21 protein-coding genes, 1 tRNA gene and 1 riboswitch are annotated in these 23,037 nt (G+C 69.1%); of the genes, 10 read left to right on the forward strand and 12 right to left on the reverse strand.

Annotated elements, in window-relative coordinates:
* The first annotated feature begins 31 nt into the window (after positions 1 to 31).
* The 3 genes from B9N97_RS19495 (at position 32) to B9N97_RS19505 (ending at position 5,056) form a co-directional block, all read left to right on the forward strand.
* The gene (locus B9N97_RS19495) at positions 32 to 2,755 is read left to right on the forward strand and encodes a DUF4159 domain-containing protein (RefSeq protein WP_085089412.1); all 2,724 of its coding nucleotides are present in this window, start codon (positions 32 to 34) and stop codon (positions 2,753 to 2,755) included.
* Positions 2,756 to 4,861 carry a glutamine amidotransferase gene (locus tag B9N97_RS19500; RefSeq protein ID WP_085089413.1) on the forward strand — a complete coding sequence of 702 codons (2,106 nt, stop codon included), beginning with the start codon at positions 2,756 to 2,758 and terminating at the stop codon, positions 4,859 to 4,861.
* A 120-nt stretch (positions 4,862 to 4,981) separates the two neighbouring features.
* Positions 4,982 to 5,056 (forward strand) — tRNA-Gln (locus tag B9N97_RS19505).
* 31 nt (positions 5,057 to 5,087) lie between these two features.
* On the opposite strand, the gene B9N97_RS19510 is transcribed toward B9N97_RS19505, so the two are convergent.
* A complete protein-coding gene (locus B9N97_RS19510) occupies positions 5,088 to 5,927 on the reverse strand; it encodes a helix-turn-helix transcriptional regulator (RefSeq protein WP_085089414.1) in 840 nt (279 codons plus the stop codon).
* Positions 5,928 to 6,028: 101 nt separating this feature from the next.
* Between B9N97_RS19510 and B9N97_RS19515 the strand changes: the two genes are divergently transcribed.
* Complete coding sequence (locus B9N97_RS19515; protein ID WP_085089415.1) at positions 6,029 to 6,793, forward strand: class I SAM-dependent methyltransferase; 765 nt, start codon at positions 6,029 to 6,031, stop codon at positions 6,791 to 6,793.
* Positions 6,794 to 6,804: 11 nt separating this feature from the next.
* Here the strand turns inward: B9N97_RS19515 and B9N97_RS19520 are convergent, their stop codons facing one another.
* Entirely contained in the window at positions 6,805 to 7,986 is a 1,182-nt protein-coding gene (locus B9N97_RS19520) for an MFS transporter (protein WP_085089416.1), read from the reverse strand.
* A gap of 129 nt (positions 7,987 to 8,115) precedes the next feature.
* Here B9N97_RS19520 and B9N97_RS19525 point away from each other — a divergent pair, with 129 nt between their 5' ends.
* A complete protein-coding gene (locus B9N97_RS19525) occupies positions 8,116 to 9,018 on the forward strand; it encodes a LysR substrate-binding domain-containing protein (RefSeq protein ID WP_085089417.1) in 903 nt (300 codons plus the stop codon).
* 71 nt (positions 9,019 to 9,089) lie between these two features.
* On the opposite strand, the gene B9N97_RS19530 is transcribed toward B9N97_RS19525, so the two are convergent.
* From B9N97_RS19530 to B9N97_RS19540, 3 genes are all read right to left on the reverse strand, one after another.
* Positions 9,090 to 9,587 carry a single-stranded DNA-binding protein gene (locus B9N97_RS19530; protein ID WP_085089418.1) on the reverse strand — a complete coding sequence of 166 codons (498 nt, stop codon included), beginning with the start codon at positions 9,585 to 9,587 and terminating at the stop codon, positions 9,090 to 9,092.
* A 338-nt stretch (positions 9,588 to 9,925) separates the two neighbouring features.
* Positions 9,926 to 10,354 carry a response regulator gene (locus B9N97_RS19535; protein ID WP_085089419.1) on the reverse strand — a complete coding sequence of 143 codons (429 nt, stop codon included), beginning with the start codon at positions 10,352 to 10,354 and terminating at the stop codon, positions 9,926 to 9,928.
* A 205-nt stretch (positions 10,355 to 10,559) separates the two neighbouring features.
* Positions 10,560 to 11,381, reverse strand: a complete 822-nt coding sequence (locus B9N97_RS19540; RefSeq protein WP_085089420.1) for a hypothetical protein — start codon at positions 11,379 to 11,381, stop codon at positions 10,560 to 10,562.
* 268 nt (positions 11,382 to 11,649) lie between these two features.
* On the opposite strand from B9N97_RS19540, the gene B9N97_RS19545 reads away from it, so the two are divergent.
* The gene (locus B9N97_RS19545; RefSeq protein ID WP_244560795.1) at positions 11,650 to 13,326 is read left to right on the forward strand and encodes a hypothetical protein; all 1,677 of its coding nucleotides are present in this window, start codon (positions 11,650 to 11,652) and stop codon (positions 13,324 to 13,326) included.
* Positions 13,327 to 13,401: 75 nt separating this feature from the next.
* Here the strand turns inward: B9N97_RS19545 and B9N97_RS19550 are convergent, their stop codons facing one another.
* From B9N97_RS19550 to B9N97_RS19560, 3 genes are all read right to left on the reverse strand, one after another.
* Complete coding sequence (locus B9N97_RS19550) at positions 13,402 to 13,956, reverse strand: hypothetical protein (protein ID WP_085089421.1); 555 nt, start codon at positions 13,954 to 13,956, stop codon at positions 13,402 to 13,404.
* On the reverse strand, positions 13,953 to 14,555 hold the full coding sequence (locus B9N97_RS19555; protein ID WP_085089422.1) for a hypothetical protein: 603 nt from the start codon (positions 14,553 to 14,555) through the stop codon (positions 13,953 to 13,955). Before B9N97_RS19555 ends, B9N97_RS19550 begins: the two co-directional genes overlap by 4 nt.
* 152 nt (positions 14,556 to 14,707) lie before the next feature.
* Entirely contained in the window at positions 14,708 to 15,835 is a 1,128-nt protein-coding gene (locus B9N97_RS19560; RefSeq protein ID WP_244560796.1) for an acetoin utilization protein AcuC, read from the reverse strand.
* 133 nt (positions 15,836 to 15,968) lie between these two features.
* Positions 15,969 to 16,075: riboswitch (TPP riboswitch) on the forward strand.
* A gap of 26 nt (positions 16,076 to 16,101) precedes the next feature.
* Between B9N97_RS19560 and B9N97_RS19565 the strand changes: the two genes are divergently transcribed.
* The 4 genes from B9N97_RS19565 to B9N97_RS19580 all read left to right on the forward strand — a co-directional run bounded on the left by B9N97_RS19565 (position 16,102) and on the right by B9N97_RS19580 (position 19,545).
* A complete protein-coding gene (locus tag B9N97_RS19565; RefSeq protein ID WP_085089424.1) occupies positions 16,102 to 16,842 on the forward strand; it encodes an ABC transporter ATP-binding protein in 741 nt (246 codons plus the stop codon).
* The gene (locus tag B9N97_RS19570; protein ID WP_085089425.1) at positions 16,839 to 17,606 is read left to right on the forward strand and encodes an ABC transporter permease; all 768 of its coding nucleotides are present in this window, start codon (positions 16,839 to 16,841) and stop codon (positions 17,604 to 17,606) included. Before B9N97_RS19565 ends, B9N97_RS19570 begins: the two co-directional genes overlap by 4 nt.
* A 32-nt stretch (positions 17,607 to 17,638) precedes the next feature.
* On the forward strand, positions 17,639 to 18,595 hold the full coding sequence (locus B9N97_RS19575; protein ID WP_244560797.1) for an ABC transporter substrate-binding protein: 957 nt from the start codon (positions 17,639 to 17,641) through the stop codon (positions 18,593 to 18,595).
* 122 nt (positions 18,596 to 18,717) lie between these two features.
* Positions 18,718 to 19,545, forward strand: a complete 828-nt coding sequence (locus tag B9N97_RS19580) for a universal stress protein (protein ID WP_085089426.1) — start codon at positions 18,718 to 18,720, stop codon at positions 19,543 to 19,545.
* Positions 19,546 to 19,697: 152 nt separating this feature from the next.
* Here B9N97_RS19580 and B9N97_RS19585 read toward each other — a convergent pair whose 3' ends face one another.
* The 4 genes from B9N97_RS19585 to hflX all read right to left on the reverse strand — a co-directional run bounded on the left by B9N97_RS19585 (position 19,698) and on the right by hflX (position 22,958).
* On the reverse strand, positions 19,698 to 20,510 hold the full coding sequence (locus tag B9N97_RS19585) for an inositol monophosphatase family protein (protein ID WP_085089427.1): 813 nt from the start codon (positions 20,508 to 20,510) through the stop codon (positions 19,698 to 19,700).
* Positions 20,511 to 20,547: 37 nt separating this feature from the next.
* Positions 20,548 to 21,159 carry a hypothetical protein gene (locus tag B9N97_RS19590; protein WP_085089428.1) on the reverse strand — a complete coding sequence of 204 codons (612 nt, stop codon included), beginning with the start codon at positions 21,157 to 21,159 and terminating at the stop codon, positions 20,548 to 20,550.
* Positions 21,160 to 21,243: 84 nt separating this feature from the next.
* Entirely contained in the window at positions 21,244 to 21,552 is a 309-nt protein-coding gene (locus B9N97_RS19595; protein ID WP_085089429.1) for a hypothetical protein, read from the reverse strand.
* A 164-nt stretch (positions 21,553 to 21,716) separates the two neighbouring features.
* Positions 21,717 to 22,958, reverse strand: a complete 1,242-nt coding sequence (gene hflX, locus B9N97_RS19600) for a GTPase HflX (protein WP_244560798.1) — start codon at positions 22,956 to 22,958, stop codon at positions 21,717 to 21,719.
* Positions 22,959 to 23,037: the final 79 nt, after the last annotated feature.

Here is a 23,037-nt window from a genome sequence, read left to right on the forward strand (position 1 = left end):
TCTTATCCCTTCCCCTCGTGAAGACGCGCCAATGCTGGGTCTAGGACCGATCGCCTTCGCCGCCCCCTGGGTCTTGACCGCACTGGCAGCCCTGCCGGTCCTGTGGTGGCTGCTGCGCGTCACGCCGCCGGCGCCGCGCACCATCCAGTTCCCGGCGATCCGCCTGCTGCGCGACCTGACCGCTCAGGAGGAGACACCGGCCCGCACCCCCTGGTGGCTGCTGCTGCTGCGGCTGATCGTGGCGGCGCTCATCATCCTGGCGCTTGCCGGGCCGCTGCTGAACCCGCGTGCCGCCCTGCCCGGCGGCGGGCCGCTGTTGCTGGTCGTGGACAATGGCTGGGCCGCCGGGCGCGACTGGCCGACCCGCAAGCGCACGATGGACGGGCTGATCGCCCAGGCCGACCGCCAGCAGCGTCCGGTGATCCTGTTGCCAACCGCCCCGCCGGCAGATGGCCAGCCGATCCATGCCAGCGCCATCGTCCCGGCGCAGGAGGCGCGCCGTCTGTCCCAGGCGATGGTCCCCCTGCCCTGGCCGACCGATCGCGCGGCGGCGCTTGAGGCCCTCAAGACGGTGGCGACGCAGGCCAACGGCCGCGGCTCCATCCACGCGGTGTGGCTGAGCGACGGCATCGGCGACGCTCAGGCCGCCGCGCTGGCGGCCGGGCTGCAGCGGCTTGGCTCCGCCGACGTCCTCGACGATTCCGCCGAACATCCGCCCCACCTGCTGCTGCCGCCGTCCAGCGAGGGCACCGCCCTGACCGCCCGCATCGTCCGTGCCGACCCGTCCAGGCCGGAGCCGGTGACCGTCCGCCTCGCCGCCACCGATGGCCGGCTGCTGACCCGCCAGACCGTCGCATTCGAACCCGGCCAGAAAATGCGGGAGGTGCGTTTGGACGTGCCCACCGAGCTGCGCAACGACGCCGCAAGCCTGCGGGTGGAGGGCGACACCACCGCAGGCGCCACCGTCCTGCTCGACGAGCGCTGGCGCCGCCGTCCCGTCGGTCTCGTCTCCGGCCGGTCGGAGGGGGAGAGCCAGCCGCTGCTGTCCGACCTCTATTACCTCGAACGCGCGCTGTCGCCCTACAACGAGGTTCGGCGCGGCGATACGCTGGACCTGCTGAAACGCGATCTGGCCGTGCTGATCCTGTCGGACATCGGCGCCCTGACCGGGACCGAGGTGCAGGACATCGAGGATTGGGTGAAGAAGGGCGGCGTCCTGGTCCGCTTCGCCGGCCCGCGTCTGGCCCAGCATGCCGACACGCTGGTGCCGGAGCGGCTGCGCATCGGCGACCGTGCGCTGGGCGGCGCCCTGTCCTGGTCGGAGCCGGCGCGTCTGCAGCCCTTTCCACCGAAATCACCCTTCGAGGGGCTGACCATCCCGCCCGACGTGCAGGTCAACCGGCAGGTGCTTGCCGAACCGGCCCTCGATCTGGCCGACCGCACCTGGGCGCGGCTGGCCGACGGCACGCCGCTGGTCACCTCGCAGAAGCGCGGCGACGGCTGGGTCGTGCTGGTCCACACCACCGCCAGCCCCGACTGGTCGAACCTGCCGCTGTCCGGCCTGTTCGTCGACATGCTGCGCCGTCTGGTGGCGCTCAGCGGCGGCGTGACGGGAACCGCGGCGACCACCTCTCTCGACCCGGTGGAGGTGCTGGACGGCACCGGCCGTCTGGTTCCGCCGCCGCCGACCGCCTTTCCGATCCCCGGCAACGCCACCGCCGACGTGATCGGGCCGCGCCACCCGCCGGGCTTCTACGGCACCGACGATGCGCGCCGCGCGCTGAACCTGTCCGCCGCCGTCACCACCCTCTCCTCGCTGCCGCCGATGCCGGCAGGGGTCGGGCGCGACGGCTATGGTGCCCGCGGCGAGGTTCCGCTGAAGCCGTCGCTTCTGGCGGCGGCGCTCGCCCTGCTGTCCATCGACCTGCTGATCGCGCTGGCCCTGCGCGGCCTGCTGCGCCCGCCGCGCCTGCGCCGCGGTGCCGGGGGCGCTGCGGCCGGCCTGCTGCTCGCACTCGCGCTGTCGTCCGCGCCACAGCCCGCCCGCGCACTGGACCAGGACAAGGCGATCAAGGTGACGGAGGAAACCTACCTCGCCTTTGTCCGGACCGGCGACAGCAGCATCGACGACACCGCGCGCGCCGGGCTGGAGGGGCTGGTCAGCGTGCTTGGACTGCGCACCGCGGTGGAGGCCGCGGGCGCGGTCGGCGTCGATCCCGAACAGGACGAACTCGCCTTCTATCCCCTGCTCTACTGGCCGGTGTCCGACCGGCAGAAGCCGCTGTCCGATCAGGCGCGCCAGCGGGTGAACGAATACATGCGCAACGGCGGCACCATCCTGTTCGACACCCGCGATCAGTCGCCGGGCGGCGGCCCCGCCGTGCTGCAGCGGCTGGTGGACGGGCTGGACATTCCGCCGCTCGCCCCGGTGCCGCAGGACCATGTGCTGCGCAAGTCCTTCTATCTGCTGTCCGACTTCCCCGGCCGCTATTCCGGCGGCCAGTTGTGGATCGAAGCGCGGGAGGGGATGGCCAATGACGGCGTGTCCTCCGTCGTCATCGGCGGCAACGACTGGGCGTCGGCCTGGGCGGTCGGCCGCAATGGCCAGCCGCTGTTCGCCGTGATCCCCGGCGGCGAGCGCCAGCGCGAGATGGCCTATCGCTTCGGCGTCAACCTCGTGATGTACGCGCTGACCGGCAACTACAAGGCCGATCAGGTCCATGTGCCCGCCATCCTGGAAAGGCTCGGCCAGTAAATGCCCGTCGATCTGCTCTCCGGACTTTCCGTGGCGCTGGCGCCGCTGTTGCCCTGGCCGGTGCTGGGCGTCCTGATCGGCTTCGCCCTGCTGGTGGTGCTGGTCGCGGCGCTGCGCCGGGCTCGCGGCACGTGGCTGCGCCTGCTGGCGGTGGCGGTTCTGGCGCTCGCGCTCATCAACCCCTCGCTGGTCCAGGAGAAGCGCGACCCGATCAAGGACGTCGCCGTCGTGGTGATCGACGATTCGCCAAGCCAGGCCATCGGCGACCGCCGCGACCGCACCGAACGGGCGGCCGAACAGCTGACCGGGCGGCTGAAGCGCTTCGACGACCTGGAGGTGCGCGTCGTTCGCAGCACCGAGGGCGCCGAGAATGGCGGTTCGATCAACGAGACCCACCTGTTCGATGCGCTGAACCGCGCCATGGCCGATGTGCCGCGCCGCCGCATGGCCGGCGCCGTCTTCATCACCGACGGTCAGGTGCACGACGTCCCGCAGGTACCCGGCAAGCTGGCCGACATCGGCCCTATCCACACCCTGCTGACCGGCGACCGCGACGAGGGCGACCGCCGCATCGCCATCGTCCAGGCGCCGAATTACGGCATCGTCGGCAAGCCGGTGGAGCTGACCATCCGCGTCGACGATATGCCCGGCCACCAGTCCGCCGACGCCGCGGTCACTCTGCGGCAGGATGGCGGCACGCCGGGCACCATCCGCGTACCGGTCGGCCGCGACGTGCGCGTCGACCTGCCCGTCACCCATGGCGGCCAGAACGTCCTTGAGCTTGAGGTGGAGCCGGCGAAGCAGGAACTGACGCTCGCCAACAACCGCGCCGCGGTGGTGGTGAACGGCGTGCGCGACCGGCTGCGCGTCCTGCTGGTCTCCGGCGAGCCCCATGCCGGGGAGCGCACATGGCGCAACCTGCTGAAGGCCGACCCGGCGGTCGATCTGGTGCATTTCACCATCCTGCGCCCGCCGGAAAAGCAGGACGGCACGCCGATCCGCGAGCTGTCGCTGATCGCCTTCCCGATCCGCGAACTGTTCGAGGTGAAGCTGGACGAGTTCGACCTGATCATCTTCGACCGCTACCGCCGCCGTGGCGTGCTGCCGCAGATGTATCTGGAGAACATCGCCGACTATGTCCGCAAGGGCGGCGCCCTGCTGGAGACCTCCGGCCAGGGCTATGCCGGCCCGCTGTCGCTCTACCGCACGCCGCTGGGCTCGATCCTGCCGGCGGCCCCCAGCGGCCAGACGGTGGATCGCCCCTTCCTGCCGACCATCACCGACGTCGGCCGCCGTCATCCGGTGACCGCCGGGCTTCCCGGCGACCGTCTGGACGCGCCGCCGACCTGGGGCCGCTGGTTCCATCAGGTCGATGTGACGCCGAACAACGGCACCGTGGTGATGCAGGGCGCCGACAACCGTCCGCTCCTGGTGCTTGACCGCGTCGGCAAGGGCCGGGTGGCGCAACTCGCCTCCGACCAGATCTGGCTGTGGAGCCGCGGCTTCGAAGGCGGCGGGCCGCAGGCGGAGCTTCTGCGCCGCCTCGCCCACTGGCTGATGAAGGAACCGGAGCTGGAGGAAAACGACCTGCGCGCCCATGTGGACGGCAACCGCATCACGGTCGAACGCCGCTCCCTCACCCCCGATCCGCGCGCGGTCACCATCACCGACCCGTCCGACCAGACCAGCACGCTGCAGTTGACCGACGACCGCACCGGCCGCGCAGTCGCCACGGTGACCGCCGCCGCCCCCGGCATCTACCGCATCTCCGACGGGGAGCGGACGACACTCGCCGTGGTCGGAGCGGTGAACACGCCGGAACTGGCCGACGTCCGTTCCACCGGCGACCGCATGAAGCCGGTGGCCGAAGCGACCGGCGGCGGCATCCATTGGGTGACCGACACCGACAGCGGCCCGAACCCCGGAATCGAGGTGCGCCGCACCCAGCCCGACCGTAGCCAGACCGGCTCCGGCTGGATCGGCCTGCGCGCCAACGGCGATTACACGGTGACCGGAGTGACCGACGTCCCGCTTCTGCCGCTGGGCGCAGTGCTGGCCCTGGTGCTGGGCGGACTGCTGATGGCATGGCGCCGGGAGGGCCGTTGAGCGACCCTCCGGATGTCTGATTTGGCGGTGAAAATTTTCTGAAAACAGCCTGTTGCGTTCAGCCGGGCTTCCGATTATGGTGCCGCTCCTTCCGGCGATACGAGTGATCGCCGCGCCGGTTGGGGCGTCGCCAAGTGGTAAGGCAGCGGTTTTTGGTACCGCCATTCCCAGGTTCGAATCCTGGCGCCCCAGCCAACTTTCCCAATCGAAAAATCTGCAGGATTCCCTAAACCGCGCCTTCCGCCGGCTGCAGCAGCATGACCAGCGTATAGGCGGACCGGCCGCCGGGGCGCAGTGTCACTTGCTCCAATGTCAATGGCCCGTCCAGCGGATGGTTGAAGCGGCGCAGGCCTCCTTCGCGCTCCAACACGCCATGATCGTCCCACATCCGTGAGAATAGCGGGCTCTCCCGCCGCAATCCGGCGACCAGCGCCTGCACCGCCGGGTCTTCGGGATGACGGGCGGTTTCGGCACGGAACTCCGCCAGCAGCCGGCGGGCGCGGTTGTCCCAATCCAGGATGAAGCTCCGGGCTGTGGGGTCGAGGAAGACATAGCGCAGCAGATTGTGCTCCCCACTTCCCTGCCCCAGCCAGCCGCCGAACAGCTGCGCCGCCGCAGGATTCCAGCCGACGGCGGTCCATAGCCTGTCGAGCAGATAGGCCGGCGCGGTCATCGCCTCGAGCGCGGCCAGCAGTGACGGCGGTGGTTGGTCGGTCGATCCGGCCGGCGGTGCATCCGGATCGCGCTTGCGCGTCATTTCGAACAGATAGGCCCGCTCGGCTACGGACAGCTGCAGCGCGTCGGACAACCGGGCCAACGCGGCCGGAGAAACCGACACGTCCCTCCCCTGTTCCAGCCAACTGTACCAGGTCGGGCTGATGCCGCAGAGCTGCGCCAGTTCCTCGCGCCGCAGACCGGGTGTGCGGCGGCGGGTGGAGCCGCCCTGCAAACCGGCTTCCGCCGGAGTCAGCCGTTCGCGGTGGCGCCGCAGGAATGCGCCGAGCAGGCGTCGCCGCTCGGCAGACGGGTCGGCGGCGGCAGTGATTTCAGAGACGGCGGAGGTCATGGTGGCACTGTTTATACCAGGATAACCACCCGCCTTGTACCCGGTTGAATTCAGCGCGACGCTGGCCCCATCAGCCACACCGTCACAAGGAAGCCCCTTCCATGAGCCAAAGCCACCACGGCGTCGTCGCCGAGAATTACGGCCCGCGCGCCGACGCCTATGTCTCCAGCGCCGTCCATGCCGGCGGCGCCGACCTGGACCAGATCGAACAGGCTCTGCGCGGCCGGTCCGATGCGCGGGTGCTGGATCTGGGCTGCGGCGGCGGCCATGTCAGCTACCGCGCGGCTCCCCATGTGGCGGAGGTCGTGGCCGTCGACCTGACCCCCGAGATGCTGGAGGCGGTCACCCGCACCGCGGCCGAGCGTAGCCTGACCAACATCGCCACACGGCAGGCGCCGGCCGAGCGGCTGCCCTTCGACGACGGCCGCTTCGACGTGGTGCTCTGCCGCTTCACCGCCCACCACTGGCGCGATTTCGAGGCCGGCCTGCGTGAGGCGCGGCGCGTGCTGGCGCCCGGCGGCACCGCGATCTTCATCGACTGCGTCGCCCCGGCCGCCGCCGTGCTGGACACCCATCTGCAGGTGGTGGAAGTGCTGCGCGATCCATCCCACGTCCGCAACTATACGGCCGCGGAATGGACGGCGGCGCTGGCACGGGCAGGCTTCGCCGTCCGGGCGCTGACCCCGCGTCGCCTGCGCATGGAGTTCGCGGTCTGGACCGCCCGCACCCGCACACCGGACCTCCACGCCCAGGCCATCCGCTCGCTCCAGCGCAGTGCGTCGGCGGAGGTCCGCAGCCATTTCGACATCACCGAAGACGGCAGCTTCCTGCTCGACACGCTGACGCTGGAGGTTGACCCGATTTAGCGGTGCGGGGTCTAGCAGGCCGCCGGAACGGCCTGTTCCCTCCGGTCGAGTGCCCCGCTCGCCAGCGTCAGGACCAGGCCGCCCAGCACGAACAGTCCACCGACCCAAGGCGTGGCGCCGAGGCCGAGCGGGGAGGACACCACCTGCCCGCCGAAGAAAGCGCCCGCCGCGATGCCCAGGTTGAAGGCGGCGATGTTCAGCGCGGACGCCACATCCACCGCCCCCGGCGCATGGCGCTGCGCCAGTTGGACGACATAGAGCTGCAGCCCGGGAACATTGGCGAAGGCCAGCGCCCCCATGCCGGCCAGCGTGATCAGCGCCGGGATCTTCGCATCCGCGGTGAAGGTGAAGACGATCAGGACCACCGCCTGCAAGGCGAACAGCCAGGCCAGCGCCCGCACCGGCCGGCGGTTGGCCAGCTTGCCGCCGACGAGATTGCCGACCGCGATGGCGGCGCCATACAGCACCAGCACGAAGCTGACGGTCGAGTTGGAGAATCCGGTGATCGTCTCCAGGATCGGCGCCAGGAAGGTGAAGGCGACGAAGGTGCCGCCATAGCCCAGCGCCGTGATCGCGAAGGCCAGCAGCAGCCGCGGCTTCGCCAGCACGCCGACCTGCACCCCCAAACCGGCGGCCGGCGGCTGGCTGAGCCGCGCCGGAACCAGCGCCGCGACCCCCACCCCGCCGACGACGCCCAGCGCCGAAACCGCCAGGAAGGTGGCGCGCCAACCGAAGGTCTGGCCGATCCAGGTGCCGAGCGGCACGCCGGTGACGATGGCGATGGTCAGGCCTGAGAACATCATGGCGATGGCGGAGGCACGCTTGTCCTCCGGCACCAGATCGGCGGCGATGGTCGACCCGACCGAGAAGAAGACGCCATGGGCGAAGGCGCTCAGCACCCGCGCCACCAGCAGCGTTTCGTAATTAGGGCTGACGCCGGCCAGCAGGTTGCCGGCGACGAACACCCCCATCAGACCGAGCAGCAGCGGCTTGCGCGGCACCCGGCCGGTCAGCGCGGTCAGCACCGGTGCGCCGAAGGTGACGCCCAGCGCATAGACGCTGACCACCATACCAGCCAGCGGCAGGCTGACATCCAGATCGTTCGCCACCGTGGGCAGCAACCCGACGACGACGAACTCCGTCGTCCCGATCGCATAGGCGCTGATCGCCAGCGCCAGCAGTGCGAGAGGCATTTCAAACTCTCCATTCCAAGAAGGACTGTGCTGGGGAGACGATGTGCGCCATAAGGTCGGGAACGGGAATGCCCACGCTGTTCCCATGATTTTGTCATTCAGCGACAAGGTAAGAGCGGAGATGCCGGCATGAGCGATCCACGCGCCTGGGAGATGCGGGTGTTCCTGCGGGTTGCCGCCCGCGGCAGCTTCAGCGCCGCCGGCCGCGACGTCGGGATGACGCCGTCATCCACGGCGAAGCTGATCGGCCGGCTGGAAGAGCGGCTGGGCGTGCGGCTGGTCGAACGCTCCACCCGCAAGCTGCGGCTGACCGCCGAGGGGGAACTCTACCGCGAGCGGGCGGAAGCGCTGCTTGGGGACATGGATGCACTCGATGCCGAAATCGCCGGCGGAGCCCGCGCGCCGACCGGCCTGATCCGCGTCAACGCCTCGGTACCGTTCGGACAGCACTGCCTGCTTCCGCTGCTGCCGGACTTCCTGCGCGACCATCCCGGCATCACGCTGGACATGACGATGACGGACGAGGTGGTGGACCTCTATGCCGCCCGGGTCGATATCGCCTTCCGCGCCGGACCGTTGAGCGATTCGGCGTTGCTGGCCCAGCGGCTGGGCGTCGTCCGGCGCCGGATCGTCGCCTCGCCCGCCTATCTGGAGCGCAAGGGCGTGCCGATGACCGCCGCCGATCTGGAGGCGCATGACTGCCTGGGATTCAATTTCCGCCGCGCCGCCGCGGTCTGGCCGCTGAAATCCGGCGGGCGTCTGGTCGACCGCGAGGTGCCGACCCGCATCCTGGCGAACAATGGCGAGACGGTGCGCCATATGGCACTGCTCGGCCTGGGGCTGGCCCGCCTGGCCGATTATCACGTCCGCGCCGATCTGCGCGAGGGCCGGCTGATCGCGGTTCTGGACGATGCGCTGGTCGACACCGAGGAAATCCACGCCGTCTATACCGGCCGCGACCGTGCGCCCCGCCGTGTCCGCGCCTTCCTTGACCACATGGCGCCGCGCTTGCGGGCGATGCTGGCGGATTGACGGGCTCCCAAAAGAAATCGGCCGGATGACGGGCATCCGGCCGATGGATCCTACCGCTGTGGCGGACCGCCTTAGAACGGGATTTCGTCGTCGAGGTCCTCGTGACGGGGCGGAGCGCCACCGCCGCTGCGACCGCCGCCAGACGAACCGCCGCCGTAGTTGCCGCCGCCACCACCATAGCCGCTGCCGCCACCACTGCCGCCGCCACGCGATTCGTAGCCGCCGCCACCGCCGCCATAGCTGCCGCCGCCACCCTCTTCACGGGCGCCGCCGGTGAAGTCGATTTCGGCCACGCGGACCGACAGGCCGGCGCCGCGGGTGCCGTCGCGCTTCTCATACTCGCGCAGGGTCACCTCGCCCGACACGACGACGCTCTTGCCCTTGGTCAGGTGCGGGGCGAGCGACTCGGCACGGCGGCCCCAGATCGAGCAATCGACCCACTGGGTCGTCTTGCGTTCGCCGAAGCCGACATCGTTGGCCACGCGGAAGCCCAGCACCTTCTCACCGCTCTGGGTCGTGCGCAATTCGCCATCCGCGCCCAGGCGTCCCGTAAACGTCCAAACATTCATCGCTCGTTGCTCCTAAGCGCGAGTGTCCCAGCATCCATGCCGACCCGTCAGGATGCCCGGCGGAGGCACCCAGATGCCGAGGGTTCCCATTCGCAGGGCCGGCTGTTCAATGGCGACCATCCCCCCGGTCCCGCGCAACGAAGCACGAGGGACCGACGCCGGTCAACCGCCGTCGGATGTGCACCGGCGATGCCCGGACCGGCGCACTCGCCCTGCCGTTCCGCACCAGAACACTCCATGAACAAATATAGCAGAGCAGCAGGCGCCGGGAAACCGATTCCTTCGCCGTAGCGCGGGATTCCTGGCGGCCAGGCGCGATCACCGAAGGCGTACGGCGGTCAACGGAGTCGGCGGGCGGCCAGATCCAGGGCGATCTTCAACTGGGCATGGGAAAACGGCTTGTGCACGACGCCGAGCGGATAGGTCTCGGTGATGCGGGCCATGGTGCCGTGGTCGCTGTGTCCCGACAGGAAGATTGACCGCAGGCCGTGATCCAGGTTCAGTCGCCGCGCCGTGGCGATGCCGTCTCCACCGCCGAACCGCACATCGGTCAAGGCCAGATCCGGCCGCTCGCGCCCCGCCAGTTCCGCCGCTTCATTCTCCGTCCGCGCGATCCCGCAGACGGTGTGGCCCAGGTCCGCCACCAGGACGGACAATGCATCGGAAACGGCGTCGTCATGTTCAAGGACCAGAACGCGAAGCGGTTGCCCGGGCGACCGGACGCGCTGTGGCGTGTTCTGCTTGGCGATGGAGTCGATCCTGAGCATGCGACCGACCTCGGGCGTTTCCAGTGTTGCGCAATAAGCAGCGAATTTTGGTAAATTTTCGTTTACCGATAGGCCGTTTGTACTAGAACCAGCCCGAATTTGCAAGCTCAATCGTTCAGATCCTGACCTTTTGCGCGAGGATGTGCACGTGAGTCGTCAATCCGAGTCGCAGCCCGGCCACCTGTCTTCGGTCATCGAAAAAAGGTCAGCGACCCGCCGGTCCAAGCCAGTCGATACCGCCGGATGTGCGCTGCCGGCCACCGCCTGCACGCACCGTCGCGGCACGCGACGGCGGCGGCGGCGGCGCCGCTTCACCGGCCAGCCAGGATGCGTGTCCCTCCGACACAGGACCCTCGGACTTCGGCCCCTCTGCCACAGGGACGGCGGACTTGGGCGGCGGTCGGGCACCTGCCGGTGCCGTCAGGAGCGGCTCCGCGGCCGATGCGGGTGGACGATATTCCGGGGGGCGTGGTGCGGCCAGCGCCTGCTGCCCGGCGCGGGCCAGCGGGCTGCTCGGACGCGGCGGTGGCACATCGGGAGGAACCGGGGCCGGATCGACCTCCATTCCCATGTCGTCCCCCATGTCGCCACCATTCGATCGATGGTCGGCCGGTTGATGGTCGACAGGGTCGTCCCAAACCGCTGCGGCCGGCTGTCGCAGGCGCGGCGCGTCGGCGGCGCCCAGCCAGGACGGGCGTTCGTCGTCAGACAGCGATCCGGTTTGGGTGTTGAGCTGCCGTGCCTGCTCGCGAATGTCCAGGAGGGTGGTTATCGCCAGTTGCAGCAGCGGGGCCAGCACCATGGGGTCGGCCATTTCCTCCGCGCTCAGCGCCGCGAAACGGTCGCGCACGGTCTCGACCGCCTGTTCCACGCCATCGCGCAGGGCGCCGGCCTCGTGTGCCAGCCGCTCCAAATCCTCGCGCAGGGCGGAGATTTCGCATGCCTGCCGCAACTCGTGGAAGCCGATTCCCGCCCCCGGGAGGGACGAGGACCGCCGGTCCCGTGACGAACCAAAATCGTGAGGCATCTTGGCTTTACCCCGGTTCCAAGCCCAGCCCGATGAAGGCGCCCGGCCGGCATGATGCGGCGGTGCCCCCTTATGGCAACCCGCGCAACCGACGCCGGTTCCAAAAGCCGACATGACGGCGCGAACTGCCGGACCGTCGGCGAAGTTGCAGCAGTCACGGCCTGCCCCTGATCGGGCAACGATGTTTAGCGCCGTTGATGTCGTTTGGAAACCGTTTGCGCGTGATGGCCGCTTGTACTATTTTTTCGGCCCCAGGGGAATGGATTCCTTGCGATCCAACATCCAGGCGCCTCCCCGCCGCCATTTCATCTTGCCGGAATCCCATACGGTGTCGATCGACCGCTCGGAACTTGAACGGCTCCTTGCCGATCGCCCGGCTGGCAACCGCAGCGCCATGCAGGCGGTGCGCGAGAGCTACGCCGACATCGGGCTGATGCGCGAACGCGGCCTGTCCTGGGCCGAGATCTCCGATCTGCTGGCGAAGCTGGGCGTGACCGCCCGCGACAATCAGCCGATTTCGCCGGTCACCCTGCGCTCCGCCTTCTTCCTTGTCGGGAACGAGGGGCGCGGCGAGGCGGCCGACGACCATGCCGGCGGCTCCGTCATGCCTGCGGAAACGCTGGCCGCCGTTCACGAAGCCGCGCTGTCCGCCGGTTTGTCCGCCGGTTTGTCCGACGACGCGGAAGAGGAAGTGAAAGCTGACTCCGATGCGGAAGCAGCGGACGGGGCGCCGGCTCCCGAGCCGGAACCTCCAGCGGAGGCCGCCGAAGACGCCGTTCAGGACGCCGCCGCGGATGACGTGGCGGAGGATGAGACGGAAACGGAACAACCGGAGTCGGACGCACCGGTGCCCGATGTCGCCGAATCCGCACCGCAGGCGGACAAGATCGAACCCGATCCCGCCTCCCCTGCCCCGGACCTTCTCGCTCCGGCGATAGCAGTTGCCGACGAGGGACCGGCGAAGGACGACAACGCCGACGACAGCGTGACGCAAGACGTCTCTTCCGACTCCAAGTTCTCCAAGCCGGAACCACAGCCGGCCTCCAAGCAGACCCCCGCGGCGGCTGTGCGGGACACCGGTTCGCCGGCGTCCCCGCCTGCGCCTCCCACGACGACCCAAGACGAATCAACGAACGCATACTGGAAAGGCGATCGCATGCTGGGCACGATCTTCGTCCTCAATGACCGCGGCGGCGTCGGCAAGACGCTGCTGTCCCATCACCTGATGGCGACCGCCATGCTGGAAGGCCTGCAGCTGAAGGTCGTCGAGTACGAGGTGAACGAGCGTCTCGCCCGCCTGTTCGGCCCGGACGTGGTCGAACATCGCCGCATCACCCAGGACTTCATGAACATGATGGGGTCGGGCGACGGCTTCTACGAGTTCTGGGATCTGATCGGTCCGGAGCTGCAGCGCGGCGGCCGTCTGTACGATTTCGGCGGCAACATCTCTCAGTGGTTCTTCAACTGGGCCGAGGTGTCGGGCTTCGATTATTACGTCGGCGACGGCGAACGGCTGACCTTCATGGTTCCGGTGACGGTCGACCTCGCCTCTCTCTCCACCGGCATGACCACGCTGGAGCGGGTGGCGACCATCGCCCCGAAGGCCAAGCGCGTCCTGGTCGAAAACGGCTTCTCCGGTCCCTTCTCCCAGCTGGAGGACAGCCAGTATGCCCGCCGCAAGGCGGAGATGGTGGAGCGCGAGGGCCTGCAGGTCATCTCCATGCAGCCCTGCACCGCCCCGGCCTGGGCGCGGCTGACCGGCCACCGCCTGGATCAGGTGGCGACGATGACCCGCGAGGATCTGGTGAAGCTGGGCATGACCCCGCCGGTCGCCTCCCGCTCGCTGATCATCATCCACGAATGGCTGCGCAACATGCGTCAGGCGCTGTCGCCCTACCTGCATGACGCCTTCCGTCAGACCCCGGCCACCGCCAAGGCGCGCTGAGGCTGGATCGACCGTTCAGGCTGTCTTTGTTTCCGGAAGCCCTTCTCCTATCCTGGGAGAAGGGCTTTTCCATTACTACGCCGCGCTGCGGGCGGCGCTGGAGCTGTAGAGGTCTTCCTTGACCGCTGCCACCGACCGCACCTGATAACCAGGACGCGCGCTGAACCGGCGATTGGCCCGTTCGGCCGCTTCGCGGTCTGATTCCGCCCACACCAGATAATTGCGCCCGCGCGCCCATTCGACGGCCAGCGGGTGGGTTGCGTCGATCTCGCCGATCTGCTGGTTCACCACGGTCACCAGCCATTCCTTGTCGCCGGGATTGCGCCGGTCGGTCAGGATCAGGATCTGCGGACGGCGCTTCGACTGCGCTTCGGTCAGACGCTGCTGCACCTCGACCTGCTTCTTGCGCAGTTCCACGATCTCCCGCGTCAGCTCCTCGATCTCGGCATGGAGGTTTTCCTCCTCGCGGTGCAGGCGGTGGATGGTGGACTCCAGCTTGTCCTGCCTGTTGCGCACGCCGCGGACGCGCTGGCGCGCCTGCGAAACCCGCTGTTCCACGCTCATCAGCACATTGCCGAGCCATGCGCCGATGGCGACGATCGCCAGGACAATGATGAAGTTGATCATCATAAGGCGGCACCCGCCTTGGCGCGGGCGGTGGCCGGCGGCACCGGCACGCCCCCCTTGCCGCCGGTCCTCGCATCGCCCCGCATGAAGGACTTCTGGAACCCCAGCTTGAAGGGGAAGGCGACGTCGCACATCTGCTTCGCCTCGTCGAAGCTGGCGGCCCAGACCTCCGCCACGTTGGCGCAGCGCCAGATCGGGTTCACCGGCCCGCGGTCGCCGGCGGCCCTAGCGGCAGCGGACGCCTTCTCCTGCGTGACTGTGGCGACGAACTTCATCAGGCCGGCCTGCGGATCGCCGACCTCATGCACGAACAGCGGCGGCTGCTCGGCCAACTCGCGGATCTGCTTCTCCGCCTTGCGGATGTCGCTTTCCAGCCGGTTGCGGTCGGAGGATTGGCTGTTGCGGCGCTGAACCAGCTGGTTGACGCGGTTCTGCAACTCCTGCGCTTCCGCATGGAGCACATAGACGCGGTTCTCGATCTGCTCCAGACCGCTGCTCTTTTCCATGATGTTCGGCAGGAAATCCTTCAGCATCATGGCGACCGGGACGGCGGCCAGCATGATGATGACGATGGCGATCAGGAACAGCGTCGTGTTCGACATCCGCCCGCCCGTTCTCCTACCAAAGTCCGCATCAGCCGACACGGAAGCTGCACCGGCGCAGTGGTATGAGGATCACCGAACAATCCAGGTCCGTCAACGAATCGTCACGGCTTGGTTCGAATTTCGTCGGAAATGAAACGATTCGCTGCGGATCAGGACAGCGCCATCTCGGCCACCCGCTTCACCGCGTCGTGCACCGGCCCCGGCCGCCGTTCGTCGCCCAGCGTGGTGAACCAGTGCTCCGGCGGATTGCGGCCGGCGGCGCGGCTCCAGGTCAGGGCGCGCAGCACCGCTTCAGCCTCCGCCGTCGGTCTGATCGCCGGGTCGATGCCATTCATTACCGCCCAGATCCCGGCCCAGCAGCGTCCGACCGACCAGGGGTTATAGCCGCCGCCGCCCACCACCAGCACCCGCGGCGCCAGCGGCAGCAGCGCCGCCACCGCGTCCCACAGCGCGCGGTTGGACAGCTCCAGCCGGCTCAGCGGATCCTCGGCCAGCGCGTCGGCGCCGGTCTGGATCACCATCGCCTGCGGACGGAAGGCGCGGGCCAGCGGCAGGACCGCCGCCTCCATCACATGCTCCATCTCGCTGTCGTTGAAGCCCGGCGGCACCGGCAGGTTGCGGGCCATCCCGCCGGCGCGGTCCTCCGCCTTGCCGGTGTAGGGCCAGCGCCCGTCCTCGTGCACCGATATGGTCAGCACCCGGTCATCGTCGGCGAAGGCCTCCTCCACCCCGTCGCCATGGTGGGCGTCGAGATCGACGTAGAGCACCCGCTCCAGCCCATGGTCCAGCAGTTCCAGGATGCCCAGCACCGGCGCGTTGAAATAGCAGAAGCCGCTGGCCCGGTCGCGCCGCGCATGGTGGGTGCCTGCCGCCGGGGCATAGACCAGACCGGCCGGGCGGTCGCCCAGGATCCGGGCTGCCTGAAGCGCCGATCCGCTGCTGTGGGCCGGCCGCCGGTACATCTCGGCGAAGACCGGATTCTCGAGCTTGCCGAGATTGTGGCGGGCGGCGGTCGCCTCATCCACCCGCTGCTCCGCCTCCGCCCGCTTCAGCGCCGCGATGTAGTCGGCGGTGTGGAAGCGCGCCAGTTCCCGTTCGCTCGCCACATGGGTGTCCAGATAGATCTCGTCCGGCAGCCAGCCCATGGCGCGGCTGAGGTCGATGGCGGTCGAGACGCGCGGGATCGCCAGCGGATGTTTCGGCCCATAGGTCGAGCCGCGATAGATCTCGCCGCCGATGAACAGCGGGGTGCGGAAGGGCGTGGTCAGGGCTGACACTCCATGATGCCCGCCAGAAACTAGGCGCGGCCACGCGCCGGTCAAGCGCCCGCTTCCAGGCGCCAGCTTCCAAGGGCCGGAACTCCGATCCGGCAATGCTTGCGGTCACGGATCGTCCGCGCCTATAGTCGCCGCCTTCACTGGGGGGAGCCGATGGGCGGCTGAGAGGTCCTGTTGCGGGACGACCCCTGGAACCTGATCCGGTTCATGCCGGCGTAGGGATCAGTGATGCGGGACCGCCCCCTCTCCTTCTCCGCCAGACCGATATGTTAGCCATGACGCCGCTTTCGGTGACGATATCGCGCGCCCGGCTGACCTATGGCGGCACGCTGCTGTTCTCCGACCTGACGCTGGAGCTGCCGGCCGGCCGCACCACCTGCCTGCTGGGACCGAGCGGCGTCGGCAAGACCACGCTGCTGCGCATCCTCGCCGGTCTGGCCGAGCCGGAACCGCCGACGCAGGTCGTCACCGGCGATGGCCAGCCGCTGGCCGGCCGCATCGCCTACATGGCGCAGCAGGACCTGCTGCTGCCCTGGCTGACCGTCCTCGACAATGTCCTGCTCGGCGACCGGCTGCGCCACCGCCGTCCCGGCCCGGCGCGGGTGGAGCAGGCCCGCGCCTTGCTGGACCGCGTCGGTCTGGCGGGGCGGGAACGCGACCGGCCGGCCGCCCTGTCCGGCGGGCAGCGGCAGCGGGTGGCGCTGGCCCGCACGCTGATGGAGGACAAGCCGCTGGTCCTGATGGACGAGCCCTTCTCCGCACTCGACGCCATCACCCGGCTGCGGCTGCAGGAAACGGCGGCGGAGACGCTGGCCGGCCGCACCGTGCTGATGGTCACGCACGATCCGCTGGAGGCGCTGCGCATCGGCGACCGCCTGCATGTGATGACCGGCCGTCCAGCCGTGATGGGGCCGGCGCTGGAGCCGTCCGGCCCGGTGCCGCGTCGCGTCGACGACCCCGGCCTGCTGGCCCATCAGGCGGAGCTGCTGCGGAGGCTGGCGGAATGAAGGCGCTGCTGCGCGCCCTGGTCACCCTGCTGGTGCTGGTCGCCGGCTGGCAGGCGCTGGTCTGGGCCACCGGCCTGCCGCGCTACCTGCTGCCCAGCCCGCTGGCGGTGGCCGACGCCATGCAGCGGCAGGCGCCCCTGTTGCTGACTCACGGCCTGACCACCCTGGCGGAGATCCTGATCGGGCTGGTCGCCGGCGTGACGCTGGGCGGGGTCAGCGCGTTGCTGCTGGCGCGCTTCCGCACCGCGCGGCGCTGGCTGATGCCGCTGTTGCTGGTCAGCCAGGCGATCCCGGTCTTCGCCCTGGCGCCGCTGCTGGTCCTCTGGCTGGGCTACGGCATGGCCTCCAAGATCGCGATGGCGGTGCTGGTCATTTATTTCCCGGTGACGACCGCGCTGTTCGACGGGTTGCGGCGCACCGATCCCGGCTGGCTCGACCTTGCCCGCACCATGGGCGCCTCCCCCGCCGCCATTCTCTGGAGCATCCGCCTGCCGGCCGCCCTGCCCGCCTTCTGGTCCGGCGTGCGCGTCGCCGCCGCGGTGGCGCCCATCGGCGCGGTGATCGGCGAATGGGTGGGATCGTCCTCCGGCCTCGGCTACCTGATGCTGCACGCCAATGCCCGCATGCAGATCGACCTTCTGTTCGCCGCCGTGCTGGTGCTGGGGCTGTTCGCGGTGACGCTGTACGCCGCCGTCGACGCGCTGGCCCGCCGCGCCCTGCCCTGGCAACCCGATACCCAACCTGCCGAAGACGCCAACCCTTGATACACCTGCCCTTGAAGGGGGAGAGACACCCGATGAAGCACTTGCCAATCAAACAAATAATTGGCGCCGGCCTGATGGCCGCCAGCCTGATGACCTCGCTTCCAGCCCTGGCCCAGGACAAGCTGTCCGTGATGCTGGACTGGTTCGTCAATCCCGACCACGCCCCGCTGGTGGTGGCGCAGGAGAAGGGCTTCTTCAAGGATGCCGGGCTGGACGTGACGCTGACCGCCCCGGCCGATCCCAACGATCCGCCGAAGCTGGTCGCCGCCGGCGGCACCGACATCGCCGTGTCCTACCAGCCGCAGCTGATCCTGCAGGTGGACGAGGGTCTGCCGCTGGTCCGCATCGGCACGCTGGTGTCGACGCCGCTGAACTCCGTCGTCGTGCTGCGCGACGGGCCGGTGAAGACGCTGAAGGACCTGAAGGGCCGCAAGGTCGGCTATTCCATCGCCGGCTTCGAGGACGCCCTGCTGGGCGCCATGCTGGAGAAGGAAGGGCTGACCCTGAAGGACGTTGAGCTGGTGAACGTCAACTTCTCGCTCTCGCCGTCGCTTCTGTCGGGGCAGGTCGATGCCGTGATCGGCGCCTTCCGCAACTTCGAACTGAACCAGATGGAGATCGAGAAGCATCCCGGACGCGCCTTCTACCCGGAGGAGGAAGGGGTGCCGCCCTATGACGAACTGATCCTGGTCGCCCGCAAGGACAAGGCGAACGACCCGCGCTTCAAACGCTTCCTGGCGGCGGTGGAACGGGCAACGCTCTACATCCTGAACCATCCGGAGGAATCGCAGGCCGCCTTCGTCAAGGGCCGGCCGGAGCTGAACGACGAACTGAACCGCCGCGCCTGGGCCGACACGCTGCCGCGCTTCTCCCACAGCCCGGCGGCGCTGGATGGCGAGCGCTACACCCGCTTCGCCGAGTTCCTGAAGGCGCGCGGCCTGATCAAGACGGTGGCGCCGCTCGACCACTATGCGGTGGTGGTGAAGTAACCCCATCCGCTTGCAGTCATTGCCATTCGTCGCGGCGGAGCGTTATCTGAAGGGAAAGCGCTCCGCCGGCCGACACGCTGGGCCGATAGCGGGCAAAGCATAAGATTGGGAGACGCGAGGGCATGCCGATCAAGACCATCCTGCTGCACATGGCCAACGACGACGCCCACGCCAGCCGTCTGGCGGTGGCCGCCGCCCTGGCCAAGCGCTTCTCCGCCCATATCCAAGCGCTCTACATCGCCACCCCGGTGTCGATGCCGGCGGGTGCCACCGGCCGCGCCGCCTCCTACGGCTACATGGCGGAGGCCACCGCCATCGCCCACGAGAATGCCGAACGCATCGAGCGGGAGGTGCGTCAGGCGCTCGACGGCCTGTCCTTCGACTGGACGCTGGAGGAGGGCGACCACGTCGACCTGCTGGCGGAGCGCGCCTCCTACGCCGATCTGGTCGTGGTGGTGCAGTCGGCGGCGGTGCGGGCTGGCGAACGGGTGTCGCTGCACCATATCCCCGACCGTCTGCCGCTGGAGACTCCCACCCCGGTGCTGGTCCTGCCACCGAAGCAGCCGGCCGCGGCCCCCATCGGCCGCCATGTGCTGGTCGCCTGGAAGAACAGCCCCGAATCGGCCCGCGCCGTCCGCGCCGCCATGCCCTTCCTGGAAGCGGCGGACTCCGTCACCGTCCTGTCGGTCGAGCCGCCGGGCCAGCACAGCAACGACGCCGCCGATCTGGTCGACTGGCTGCACCGCCATGGCATCGCCGCCCGCCCGCAGTCGGTCATCGCCTCGGGCGGCGAGGTCGGCGACATGATCCTGTCCTGCTGCGGCGACCAGGGTGCCGACCTATTGGTGATGGGCGCCTATGGCCATTCCCGTCTGCGCGAACTGGTGCTGGGCGGCGCCACCCGCACGGTTCTGGAAGGGCTGACCCTGCCGGTGCTGCTGACGCATTGAGGGTTTGAGAGAATTTGTTGCGACATTTGCCCCCACCCTAACCCTCCCCCGCTGCGCAGGGGAGGGAACTGCCGCCGCCCTCCCAAAAAAGCACCTACCCCCTCCCCCGCCCAGCGGGGGAGGGTTGGGGTGGGGGTAACCATAGCCTCCACTCACCCGAACAACTGCCCCTGCAGCGCCTGCCAGCTCACGCGGTCGGGCGCCAGCAGGATGCTGCCGTTGAGCAGCCCCGGCCGGTAGGGCGTGCCGTCGATCAGCGCCGAATAGCCGCCGGCCTCCGCATGCATCAGGACGCCGGCCGCGTGGTCCCACGGCATCAGCCGGTGATAAAGCGAGTAATGCGCCCGCCCCTCAAGCAGCCGCAGATACTCCTGGGCGGCGCTCGACAGGCAGACGCGCTCGCCCAGTCCGGCGCTGCGCTTCTCCAGTTGCCGCCCCATTTGCTCGGCGCAGAAACGCGTCGACAGCGCGCCGACCATCTGCGGCAGCGGTACGGCCGGCGCGACATGGACGCGGCTGCCGTTCAGCCGGGCGCCCTGCCCCTTCACCGCTGTTGCCATCCGGCCGTCGACCGGATCATGGATCCAGCCGGCGACCGTCTCGCCCTTGCAGGCGAGCGCCACGATCACCGCGAACATCGGCCGGCCCTGGGCGAAATTGATGGTGCCGTCCACCGGATCGATGATCCAGACCGGATCGTCACCATGGATGCGGTCGAGCACGCGCTCGTCCTCCGATGCCGCCTCCTCGCCGATGACGCGGCTGCCCGGCAGCAGGGCGGAAAGCGCCGGGGTCAAGGCCCGCTCCGCCGCCTCGTCCGCCAGGGTGACGAGGTCGGTCGGGCCGGTCTTCTGCCGGATACCCGATGCGTCGAGCTTCTGGAAATACGGCATGATCTCCGTCCGTGCGACGGAGCGGATCAGGTCGGAAACCTGGTCGATGTCGGGAAGCGGGAAACCCGTCATGGTCGGAAGGTCCCTGATGGCTTGAGATGATGGCGGTTCAGCGCTTCGCCGCCGGCTGGTTGCCGGGCACGCCGTCCAGTTTCAATACGGGATCGCCGCCCTTCGGGTCGGTCAGCAGAACCCTGCCGTCCAGCCCGCTCTCCTTCAACGCCTTCGACAGCGCGTCGAAGGTGGCGCGGTCGGCGGCGGCAGCAGCGGCCTCCTTGGCGGGATCGGGCGGCGGGGGCGGCACCGGGCCACCCTGTGCCGGCTCACGCGGCGCCTTGGGATCCGGCGGCGGAGGCGGCGGCGGGGGACCCGCGGTTTCCTTCTCCGGTTCCGGAGGCGGCGGAGGCGGCGGTTGCCACAGGCGGAAGCAGTCGGTGAAGGCCTGCTGCTTGCAATCCTTCAACAGCTCCGCAGCGTCCGGCGCGACGACGACTGGTTGGTCGGGCGCCAGCGGCAGGGGTTTCGGCGGGGGGGGAAGCGGATCCTCGGGCGGCACCGCCGGCTCCTCGACATAGCCGGGCGGCAGCGGCATTCCGTAACGCACCGGTTCGGCCGCCACCGGCTGGGCGATTGCCAGAAGCAGCGGCAATGCCGGAATCAGCAGTGCCGGGATCAGGCGGCCGGCGCCGGTCGGGACGGTACGGGAAGGGGAACGGAGCACGACGGGACCGCGGCGATGGCGAACGGCCCATTATGGCCCGCCATCGCCTGCGCCGTCATCCCTCAAGCATGTGTCAAATCACCGTCAGGCCGCGGCGCGGTGATCGTGATGGGGCTCGTGGCGGGTTCCACCGGTGAAACCGCCATAGCCCCAGGCAACCAGCTCACGGCAGATCGCTTCGATCTTGGCAGCCTCTTCGGCGTTCGGCTCGCACCGGCCGGCGGATTCGATCAGACGCATCAGGGTCGCGCGGCCTTCCGGCGTGCGCGAAAGCTCCTGCAACCGCAGCAATGCGGCGCCAGGCGGCAGCTTCTCCTGACGGGCGACGAGAGCGACCTGATCGGCGAGGAAAGCCGTAATCGAAAAGCGAGACGGATCGGTTTGCAACCGCATTGGCAGTCCTCCTGATGGGGGAGCGCACCGCTCCGTTCCCATAATCCGACCCCAACGGGCAAATAACCACGCCGCATTCGTCTTAAGACCGGAGTGGGGTGCAACAGGTCATAGACCCCGGGTCGCACCCCCATCCTTCGGCCAAAGGTACAGGCCCGCGCCGCTTAAGGTTGCGGCTGGACCTGCTCGGCCGGCTGGAACCGCTTCTCAAAACGGGCGAGATCGACGGGATCGATGGAGACCTGCAGATGAGCATGCTCCTCGTCGTCGCGCCGGTCTAGAACCTCGCTCCGGGCATAGAGCCAGGCGAGCGCGGCCCCATCGCCGAGGCCGACGGTCAGGTCGACGACCTGCCGGTTGACGTTCATCCGCTGGTCGAGCAGGCGGTCGAGGTCGTCGATCCCCTCCCCCGACAGGGCGGAGACCGCCACCGCGCGCGGATTGCGCCCGGTCTGGGCCAGGACCGCCGCGCGGCTTTCCTCGTCCAGCGCGTCGATCTTGTTCAGCACCTCGATCACCCGGTCGTCCGTCTCCGGGTCGATGCCCATGTCGGACAGCACCTCATGGACGTCGGCCTTCTGGGCCTCGCTGTCGATGTGGGCGATGTCGCGGACATGCAGGATGATGTCGGCGGCGTCCACCTCCTCCAGCGTGGCGCGGAAGGCGGCGACGAGCCCGTGCGGCAGGTCGGAGATGAAGCCGACCGTGTCCGACAGGATCACCTTGCGCCCAGACGGCAGCGTCACCTGCCGCATGGTGGGATCGAGCGTGGCGAACAGCAGGTTTTGGGCAAAGACATCGGCGTTCGCCAGCCGGTTGAACAGCGTCGATTTGCCGGCGTTGGTGTAACCGACCAGGGCTACCACCGGGTACGGCACCTTGGCGCGCGCCTTGCGGTGCAGGCCGCGGGTGCGCCGCACCTCCTCCAGCTCCTTCTTGATCTTGATGATCCGGTCGCCGATCAGGCGGCGGTCGAGCTCAAGCTGCGATTCACCGGGACCGCCGAGGAAGCCGAAGCCGCCGCGCTGGCGTTCCAAGTGGGTCCAGGACCTCACCAGCCGCGATTTCTGGTAGGTCAGGGAGGCCAGTTCGACCTGCAGCATGCCTTCCCGCGTCCGGGCGCGGGCGCCGAAGATCTCCAGGATCAGGCCGGTGCGGTCGATGACCTTCGCCTTCAGCGCCCGTTCCAGGTTGCGCTGCTGCACCGGCGACAGGGCATGGTCGAGGATGACGAGGGTCGCCTCGGTCTCCTCCACCACCTGTGCCAGCTGCTCCACCGTGCCGGAGCCGAGCAGGGTCGATGGCTGCGGCCGGTTCACCTTGGCGCATTCGGCATGGACGACGTCCAGCTGAATGGCCTGGGCAAGACCGACCGCCTCCTCGAGCCGCGATTCGGGAGGGCGCATGTCCCCGTCCGCCTCGATGCGGAGGACAGGGTGGACCACGATGGCCCGCGCGGCGCCTTCAGGGGCCGCGCCGTTACCA

Source organism: Azospirillum oryzae (assembly GCF_900177515.1).
Lineage (GTDB): Bacteria > Pseudomonadota > Alphaproteobacteria > Azospirillales > Azospirillaceae > Azospirillum > Azospirillum oryzae_A.

Excerpts from the sequence above, each read along its gene's own strand:
- B9N97_RS19495 (WP_085089412.1), top strand. The coding sequence starts at position 32 with ATGCTGGGTCTAGGACCGATCGCCTTCGCCGCCCCCTGGGTCTTGACC.
- B9N97_RS19500 (WP_085089413.1), top strand. The coding sequence starts at position 2,756 with ATGCCCGTCGATCTGCTCTCCGGACTTTCCGTGGCGCTGGCGCCGCTG.
- B9N97_RS19510 (WP_085089414.1), bottom strand. The coding sequence starts at position 5,927 with ATGACCTCCGCCGTCTCTGAAATCACTGCCGCCGCCGACCCGTCTGCC.
- B9N97_RS19515 (WP_085089415.1), top strand. The coding sequence starts at position 6,029 with ATGAGCCAAAGCCACCACGGCGTCGTCGCCGAGAATTACGGCCCGCGC.
- B9N97_RS19520 (WP_085089416.1), bottom strand. The coding sequence starts at position 7,986 with ATGCCTCTCGCACTGCTGGCGCTGGCGATCAGCGCCTATGCGATCGGG.
- B9N97_RS19525 (WP_085089417.1), top strand. The coding sequence starts at position 8,116 with ATGAGCGATCCACGCGCCTGGGAGATGCGGGTGTTCCTGCGGGTTGCC.
- B9N97_RS19530 (WP_085089418.1), bottom strand. The coding sequence starts at position 9,587 with ATGAATGTTTGGACGTTTACGGGACGCCTGGGCGCGGATGGCGAATTG.
- B9N97_RS19535 (WP_085089419.1), bottom strand. The coding sequence starts at position 10,354 with ATGCTCAGGATCGACTCCATCGCCAAGCAGAACACGCCACAGCGCGTC.
- B9N97_RS19540 (WP_085089420.1), bottom strand. The coding sequence starts at position 11,381 with ATGCCTCACGATTTTGGTTCGTCACGGGACCGGCGGTCCTCGTCCCTC.
- B9N97_RS19550 (WP_085089421.1), bottom strand. The coding sequence starts at position 13,956 with ATGATGATCAACTTCATCATTGTCCTGGCGATCGTCGCCATCGGCGCA.
- B9N97_RS19555 (WP_085089422.1), bottom strand. The coding sequence starts at position 14,555 with ATGTCGAACACGACGCTGTTCCTGATCGCCATCGTCATCATCATGCTG.
- B9N97_RS19565 (WP_085089424.1), top strand. The coding sequence starts at position 16,102 with ATGTTAGCCATGACGCCGCTTTCGGTGACGATATCGCGCGCCCGGCTG.
- B9N97_RS19570 (WP_085089425.1), top strand. The coding sequence starts at position 16,839 with ATGAAGGCGCTGCTGCGCGCCCTGGTCACCCTGCTGGTGCTGGTCGCC.
- B9N97_RS19575 (WP_244560797.1), top strand. The coding sequence starts at position 17,639 with ATGAAGCACTTGCCAATCAAACAAATAATTGGCGCCGGCCTGATGGCC.
- B9N97_RS19580 (WP_085089426.1), top strand. The coding sequence starts at position 18,718 with ATGCCGATCAAGACCATCCTGCTGCACATGGCCAACGACGACGCCCAC.
- B9N97_RS19585 (WP_085089427.1), bottom strand. The coding sequence starts at position 20,510 with ATGACGGGTTTCCCGCTTCCCGACATCGACCAGGTTTCCGACCTGATC.
- B9N97_RS19595 (WP_085089429.1), bottom strand. The coding sequence starts at position 21,552 with ATGCGGTTGCAAACCGATCCGTCTCGCTTTTCGATTACGGCTTTCCTC.
- hflX (WP_244560798.1), bottom strand. The coding sequence starts at position 22,958 with ATGCGCCCTCCCGAATCGCGGCTCGAGGAGGCGGTCGGTCTTGCCCAG.